This window comes from Mesorhizobium sp. M7A.F.Ca.CA.003.01.2.1, from assembly GCF_003998945.1.
Taxonomy (GTDB): domain Bacteria; phylum Pseudomonadota; class Alphaproteobacteria; order Rhizobiales; family Rhizobiaceae; genus Mesorhizobium; species Mesorhizobium ciceri.
In genome coordinates, this window is sequence record NZ_RZRA01001464.1 from 1 (window position 1) to 818 (window position 818).

Sequence of the window (818 nt, forward strand, 5' to 3'; positions counted from 1 at the left end):
TCCCGGTTCTCATCGAAGAGAGCGAGTGGGCGGCGATCAGCGCCGGCCTCGTGCAGCGCGCCGAACTGTTCGAGGAAACCATCGCCGATATATACGGGCCGAACCGGCTGGTCGAAAAAGGCATCCTGCCGGCGGGATTGATCGCCGCCAGCCCCGAATATTTGCGGCCTGTCCTCGGCACCAAGCCGGCCGGCGGCCACTTCCTGCATTTCTGCGCCTTCGAGCTCGGCCGTGGACCTGACGGCCAGTGGTGGGTGCTTGGCGATCGCACGCAGGCGCCGTCCGGCGCCGGCTTCGCACTGGAAAACCGCGTCGCCACCACACGCGCGCTGTCCGACATCTATGGCGAGATGCATGTGCACCGCCTTGCCGGCTTTTTCCGCCGTTTTCGCGACGCGCTGATCGGCATGGCCAAGGAGACCGACGGCCGCGTCGCCATCCTCACGCCGGGGCCGCTCAACGAAACCTATTACGAACACGCCTACATCGCCCGCTATCTTGGCATCATGCTGCTCGAAGGCGAGGATTTGACCGTTTCAGGCGGCCGGCTCATGGTACGCACGGTTTCCGGCCTGATGCCGATCAGCGTGTTGTGGCGGCGGCTCGATGCCGCCTTCGCCGATCCGCTCGAACTGCGCCCGGATTCGCAGATCGGCACGCCGGGCCTGGTCGAGGCGATCCGCCAGGGCGCGGTTGCTACCGTCAATGCGCTTGGCTCCGGCCTGATGGAGACGCGTGCGCTGCTCGCCTTCCTGCCCAAGATTTCACGGGCCTTGCGGGGCGAGGAATTGCTGCTGCCAAGCGTCGCGACATGGTGG

At 66.0% G+C, this 818-nt stretch carries 1 protein-coding gene; it reads left to right on the forward strand.

Features of this window, described 5'->3' with window-relative positions; all coding sequences use genetic code 11:
- A partial coding sequence (locus EN969_RS33480; RefSeq protein WP_206525323.1) for a circularly permuted type 2 ATP-grasp protein occupies nucleotides 1-818 on the forward strand: 818 nt, incomplete at both ends.